Here is a 6,856-nt window from a genome sequence, read left to right on the forward strand (position 1 = left end):
GTGTGGTCATTAAAGCAGCATTCCTAGAAGTCCGTTTAGGCAACCGAAATCCCAACGGGCAGTTGTTAAGTTCAGGTGCCAGGATTTCGTCAACTACAACTATTACTTTTTATTTAAAGGACGTTCCTACTAGTCATAAATATTCTCGGATATGGAGTTCATGGTTTCCCGATGGTAGCAACAATACTGATATTGCGATTACAGATCGGAACTTGGGGGATCCTCCGGCTAGTCCTCACAGTAGGGGCGTCCCGAGCAATGGCAATCCTTTGTACTACTGGGCTGATACCTCGGACAAATTTAGTGACGATGGCCCTGCTCCAGAGTTTGTTTATGGTGGAGAGTTTGTTATCTACTGGATTTAGAACAAAGAGTAAAAGTAAAGGGAAAAGGGATAGAAATGGGGACGCATTTATTTTCCTGTCCCCCTGAAAAGCCGCCCTCCCTTCAACCGGGAGGGCGGCTTTTGTCGTTTCGGGTCAAGCCAAGGCACTTGTTGAATAGTGTTGAAGGTTATGTCCGCAAAGCCACGCAACCTTGCGCCATTGCCTACGCATCCGCCAGAATCCGCCGGCTTGTGCGCCTTGGGGGCGGGTTCTATTGTTTGGCGGTCGCTGACTTTTCAGTGATCGGGTTTAGCAGCTCGGCAATTCTCAGGGCACGCGGGTCTCGCTATTACGTTATGGCGGCTTTGCGTGGGGCACTTCGGTGCGCCGGGATCCTTGAGCCTGGTCTGCTAACCCGCGTACAGCCGCCACCTCCTCGTTTAGCAGCGATGGTTGACGGCTCCATTTCTCAAGGAGCTTTACCATGATCAAACCAACGCCAAACCCGCCCGAAGTCGATTCGACTTCCCCCTACGAAACCCTCGACTCCAAGAAATTCCACGAAGCCGCCGAGCGCGCCCTCGATCATTACCTCAATCCCCTCCTCCCCCGAAAACCGCTGCTCAAACCCAACACCCGCTACCTCATCGCCCCCGGCATCGACAGCGAAGAACTGCTGGCCGACGCCTGCGAAACCCTGACCTCGGCCAAGGTCATGGCCAATGACTTCGCCGGGCTGGTGGACGGCTCGCAGCGGCATGTGCTTTTGGGGATTGCGCAGTTGATCATGCTGGGGGAACTGGCGGTGAATCGGGTGCTGGATAATCTGGAGTTGAAGGCTGAGGCGTCCGCTGTAGCCTGAGCAAAGAAAAACCCGCCGCCTGATCGTTCCCACGCTCTGCGTGGGAATGCAGCCCGGGACGCTCCGCGTCCCAAAGAGCGGACGCAGAGCGTCCATTGAGGCATTCCCACGCGGACGGTTCGACGCCTCGACGTGGGAACGATCAAGTGTTTCGAGGTGGGGGCGATCGACGCGCAAAAAAACCCGCCGTCCCGTTTGATCGGGGCGGCGGGTTTTGTCGTTTCAGCGTTCAGATCAAACCGTATCCACCTTCAACGAATGATCATTGAGCATGCCGTTGATGATCGTCGCCGTGTCGTGCCCGCTGGCGATCAAGCCCCCCGCCCCCGGTGTCACGCCGTAGTGGCTGGCCAGGTTGACGCCGGCCAGGTCGATGGTCTGGTTCGGCGTGGCGCCGGCCATGGCGCTGACGTCGATGCTGGTCATGAGCGAGGCGCCGCTGCCGGTGACGGTGAAGTGCAGGTAGTCATCCAGTGACGCCGAGGTGCCGTTTTCACCTTGCAGCAGTTGCGACAGGTCGAGCTTGTCGGTGCCGGGGGTGAAGTCAGTGACGAGGTCGTGACCGCTGTTGCCCTTGAGCCACTGGAAGGTGTCAGCGCCCGGCCCGCCGGTGAGGGTGTTGTTGCCCATCCCGCCGATCAGCAGGTCATCGCCCCCGCCGCCGTTGAGGATGTCGTTGCCCAGGCCGCCGTTGATCACGTTGTTATTGTTGTCGCCGGTGAGGGTGTCATTGAAGTTCGAGCCGACGAGGTTTTCGATGCCGGTCAGGGTGTCTGTGCCGGCGCCAATGGTGTTTTGCGTACCGAGCAGGCCGAGGTTGACCGTCACCCCGGCGGTCGCATGGGCGTAGCTGGCGGTGTCGATGCCGGTTCCGCCGTCGAGCAGGTCGTTGCCCGGGCCGCTGTAGAGCAAGTCGTTGCCGGCGCCGCCGTGCAGTTCGTTGTTGCCGGAACCTGCGGTCAGTACATCGTTGCCGTCGCCGGCGTTGATGATGTTGTCGCCGGTGCCCGCCACCAGTACGTCATCGCCCGAGGTGCCGGTGAGGGTGTGGCCGTCCTGATAGCTGATGGTCACGTTCGCCGTGTCGCTGCCGCCGTGGTTGTCGTTGGCGGTGTAGGTGCCGTGGTAGTCCGGGGTGATGTCGTGGGCCCCGGCGTAGTTGAGGGTCATGGTCAGCTGATAGTTTTCCGCCGCGTTGACGTTGTTGCCCGTGGTGTTGCTGATGTTGGTGATGTGGATCTGGTAGACGCCGTCGGACGTCGCTGTCAGGGTCTGGCCGTCCGCGAGGGCGATGTACGCGCCGCCGTTGATCGAGTACTCCATGGTGATGTGACCGGCCGCCAGGTTGTGGTCAAGGTTGAGGGTTTCACCCTGGCGCAGGTTGACGGTGATGCGGTCTTCATCGTTGGCGTTGGTGTTGGTCACCGCACCGAGGTAACCGCTGACCACCAGCACGGCGGTCATGGTCGCGGCGTTGGCGCTGAACGAGTTACGCACGTTGGCCAGGTTCTGGTTGGCGGCGGTGTTGGCGTTGGTGCCGGTGAAGCTGATCGCCCCGCTGCCGGTGAAGTCTGCCGATCTGGAGATCCAGCCGGTGTTGAACGAGGTTGGCGTGGCGTTGAGGGTGTCGCCGTTGGGGTCGGTGTCGTTGGCCAGCAACAGCTCGCCCGGCAACACGATGTTGCCCGACAGCACGTTGGTGATGACGTGGTCGTCCGCCGCCACCGGAGGCGCGTTGGGGATCACTTTCACGGTAAGGGTCGAACTGGCGAGGTCGCCATCGTTGTCGCTGAGGGTAAAGCCAATGTTCTCGGTGATCACCACGGCGGTGGTTTTTTGCGAGGTGTAGCTGTAGTCGCCGGTGTCGAGGTTGACCACCAGGGTGCCGCTGTTGTTGGTGGCGATGCTCAGGGTGTTGTTCACCGTGTTGAACGTGCCGTGGTTGGCGCCACCGCTGGCGGTCAGCGAACCCTGGCCGCCGTTGGCTTTCGGGTCATAGGTGTAAGTGGTGCCGTCGACCACGATGGATTTGATGAACCCGCCATCGGCGCCGAACGTGCCGCCCTCGCCGATCAACGAACCGGTGACCGGCGCCCCTTCGACGGTGCCGGACAGCACCGAGTTGAGCTGGTTGAGGTCGGTGACCACCACCGCGTTGGTGTTGGTGTGCGTGATGCCGTCATACGCCAGCGGATCGAGGTTGGCGTTGCTCACGCCGCTGCCCAGGCCGATCGCGTAGTTCTTGATGTTGTTGGCATCGAGGAACGCCTTGAGCGTCGCTTCGTCGGCGGTGCCGATGTCACCCTCGTTGGGTTTGCCGTCGGAGAAGAAGTAGCCGACGTTTTGCGCCCCGGTGAGTTTGCCCGAGGTGTTGAACGCGTTGTACATGGTCGCCACGGCCGCATCGTAGTTGGTGCCGCCGCCCGCGCTGAGGCCGGCCAGAAGGGTCTTGGCCGTCGCGACATCGACCCACACCGAAGTGCGGTCGGTGGCGTTGCTGCTGAAGGTGACGAGCTGCACTTTCACATCGCCCAGATCGTCGTACTTGTCGAGCAAGGCGCTGATCGCCTGCTTGGCCAGTTCCAGCCGCGACAGGCCCGGCACGCCGGAGGCATCGGCCATGCTGCCGGAGATGTCGAGGACGATGAGGATGTTGGAGTCGATCTCCACCGCCGCCACCGAACGATCCGACGCCACCGCTTTTGGCACGTCGTCGACGATGTTGACCACGATGGTGCTGGTGGTGCTGTTGCCCAGCGCATCGGTGGCTTTGTAGGTGAAGCTTTCGCTCAGGGTGTTCGGCCCGTCGTTGGCGTTCGGCGTGGTTTTCGGCGCCGAGGTCAGGGTGTAGGTGTAGGTGCCGTCGGCGTTGAGCTGGATCTGCCCGTATGTGCCGGTGGCGCTGCCGACCAGGGTGTAAGTGATCGCCCCGCTGCCGCCGCTGACCGAACCGACCAGCGTGCCGGTCGCGGTTTCGCCGGTGTTGCCCGGGTCGCTGCCGGTGACCGTGCCGGGGGCCAGGTCTTGCCCGTCCTTGGTCAGGTCGAGGGCTTTTTCGTAGACGGTCACGTCCTGATCGGTCGAGGCCACGAGTTTGCTGTCGGCGACGTTGACGGTGATGGTGGTGGTGCTTTCGTCGCCGTCACTGTCGCGGATGGTGTAGGTGAAGGTGTCGGTGGCGCCCGGCGGGCTCACCGAGTTCGGGTTGCTGTGATAGACCGCATTGCCGGCCGCATCGAGGGTCAGGTAACCGTAGTTGCCGTTGATGTTGCTGTTGAGGCCGCCGATGGCCGAGGTCGCGGTGTTGCCGCCGGCGCGCACGCCGACCACGATCGCCGCGCCATCTGCGCCGCTGATGTCATTGCCCAGCACGCTGATATTGACCGTGCCGCCCTCCGCCACCGAGCCGGTGTCGGGTTTGGCAGTCGGCAGGTCGTCGATGATGTTGACGTTGATCTGCCCGGTCGCCGTGCTGCCGTCGGTGTCGGTCGCCACCACGTTGAAGTTCTCGGTGATGCTGTTGGCGCCGTTGGCGTTCGGGTGGGTTTCGTTATCCACCAGGGTGTAGCTGTAACTCACCACGCCGGTGGTCGGGTTGTAACCGGTGATGGTCAGCGTGCTGCCCAGCGGGGTGACGGTCGATTGCGGGAAGCCGGCCGCCACGCCGTTGGTCATCACGGCGATGCCGCCCACGGTCAGGGTTTGCAGACCGTCGAGGGCGGTGACGGTGAAGGTGCCGCTCTGGGTCAGCGCCGGGGTGTCGGGACTGGTGCCGTCGCTGAGGTTTTTCTCGTAAACGGTCAGCTCGCCGCCATACACGTCGAGACCGTTGAGGACCACCGGATCGTCGTTGTTGTGAATGTTCAGCACCAGGTTGGCGGTGCTGGTGTCGCCGTCGGCATCGGTCAGCGTGTAGGTGAAGGTCTCGGTGCCGTTGCCACCGCCGTGCAGGTTTTTGAAATCCGCATCGTTGGTGTTCAGCGTGTAGGTGTACGTGCCGTTGGCATTCAGCACCAGGGTGCCGTAAGTGCCGGTGAAGGTGCCGGGGGTGATCGGGCCGGCATTCGGACCGGTTGCCACCACGTCGGCGCCCTGCACGTCGTTGGTCAGCACGTTGCCGTTGAGGGTCAACTGGGTTTCCGATGCGGTGCTGGCGTTGCTGTCGTTGATCGCCTTCGGCACGTCATCGACGATGTTGACCACGAGGGTGCTGGTGACGACGTTGCCCAGCGAATCGGTGGCCTGGTAGGTGAAGGTTTCGGTCAGGGTGTTGGCGCCGTCGTCGGCGTGCGGGGTGGTGCTGGCCGGTGAGGTCAGGGTGTAGGTGTACGTGCCGTTGGGGTTGAGCACGATCTGCCCGTAGTTGCCGGTGGCGCTGCCGACCAGCGCATAGCTGATCGCACCGACCGCGCCGGTGACCGAGCCGACCAGCGTGCCGGACGCGGTTTCCCCGGTGCTGGTCGGATCGCTGCCGGTGACCGTGCCAGGAGCCAGGTCTTGCCCGTCCTTGGTCAGATCGAGGGCTTTTTCGTAGACGGTGACGTCGGTGTCGCTGACCGCGCACAGTTTGCTGTTGTAGACGTCGATGGTAATGGTGGTGGTGCTTTCGTCACCGTCGGAATCGCGCACGGTGTAGGTGAACACATCCACCGCGCCGGGGCCGCTGACGGCATTCGGGTTGCTGTGATAGACCGCGTTGCCGTTGGCGTCGAGGGTCAGGTAGCCGTAGGTGCCGTTGATGTTGCTGTTGAGGCCGCCGATGGCAGAGGTCGAGGTGTCGGAGCCGGCGCGCACGCCCACTACCGCGCCACTGGCTGCCGGGCCGTCGGCGCCGCCGATGTCGTTGTCCAGCACGTTGCCGCTGACGGTGCCGCCCTCCTGCACCGACGTCGCGTCGGGTTTGGCGGTCGGCAGGTCGTCGATGATGTTGACGTTGATTTGCCCGGTGGCGGTGCTGCCGTCGGTGTCCGTCGCCACCACGTTGAAGTTCTCGGTGATGCTGTTGGCGCCGTTGGCGGTCGGATGGGTTTCGTTATCCACCAGGGTGTAGCTGTAGCTGACAACGCCAGTGGCCGGGTTGTAGCCGGTGATGGTCAGCGTGCTGCCCAGCGGGGTGACGGTCGATTGCGGGAAGCCGGCGGCCACGCCGTTGGTCATCACGGCGATGCCGCCCACGGTCAGGGTTTGCAGACCGTCGAGAGCGGTAACGGTGAAGGTGCCGCTCTGGGTCAGCGCCGGGGTGTTGGGGCTGGTGCCGTCGCTGAGGTTTTTCTCGTAGACAGTCAGCTCGCCACCGTTGACGTCGAGGCCGTTGAGGTACACCTGATCGTCGTTGTTGTGGATGTTCAGCACCAGGTTGGCGGTGCTGGTATCGCCATCGGCATCGGTGATGGTGTAGGTGAAGGTTTCGGTGCCGTTGCCACCGCCGTGCAGATTCTTGAAGTCTGCATCGTTGGTGTTCAGCGTGTAGGTGTAGGTGCCGTTGGCATTGAGCACCAGGGTGCCGTAAGTGCCAGTGAAGGTGCCGGGGGTGATCGGGCCGGCATTCGGGCCGGTCGCCACCACGTCGGCGCCTTGCACGTCGTTGGTCAGGACGTTGCCAGTCAGTGTGAGATTGGTTTCCGAAGCGGTGCCGGCGTTGCTGTCGTCCACGCCTTTTGGCAGGTCA

At 62.4% G+C, this 6,856-nt stretch carries 3 protein-coding genes; 2 read left to right on the forward strand and 1 reads right to left on the reverse strand.

What is annotated here, in order from left to right:
* Both ACM6JM_RS12605 and ACM6JM_RS12610 read left to right on the forward strand, forming a co-directional pair.
* The coding region (locus tag ACM6JM_RS12605) for a hypothetical protein (RefSeq protein ID WP_414882000.1) at positions 1-365 on the forward strand (365 nt) is incomplete at its 5' end.
* A gap of 445 nt (positions 366-810) precedes the next feature.
* Positions 811-1,188, forward strand: coding sequence for a DUF6124 family protein (locus ACM6JM_RS12610; RefSeq protein ID WP_039772519.1), 378 nt, complete (start codon positions 811-813; stop codon positions 1,186-1,188).
* Positions 1,189-1,422: 234 nt separating this feature from the next.
* On the opposite strand, the gene ACM6JM_RS12615 is transcribed toward ACM6JM_RS12610, so the two are convergent.
* Positions 1,423-6,856 (reverse strand): Ig-like domain-containing protein (locus tag ACM6JM_RS12615; protein WP_414882001.1); only part of this gene is annotated, 5,434 nt, incomplete at its 5' end.

This window comes from Pseudomonas sp. IT-P2, assembly GCF_949767575.1.
In the GTDB taxonomy this organism is placed as follows: Bacteria; Pseudomonadota; Gammaproteobacteria; order Pseudomonadales; family Pseudomonadaceae; genus Aquipseudomonas; species Aquipseudomonas pharyngis.

Bases quoted from the DNA above. Each gene is read 5' to 3' on its own strand.
- ACM6JM_RS12610 (WP_039772519.1), top strand. From the start codon at position 811: ATGATCAAACCAACGCCAAACCCGCCCGAAGTCGATTCGACTTCCCCC.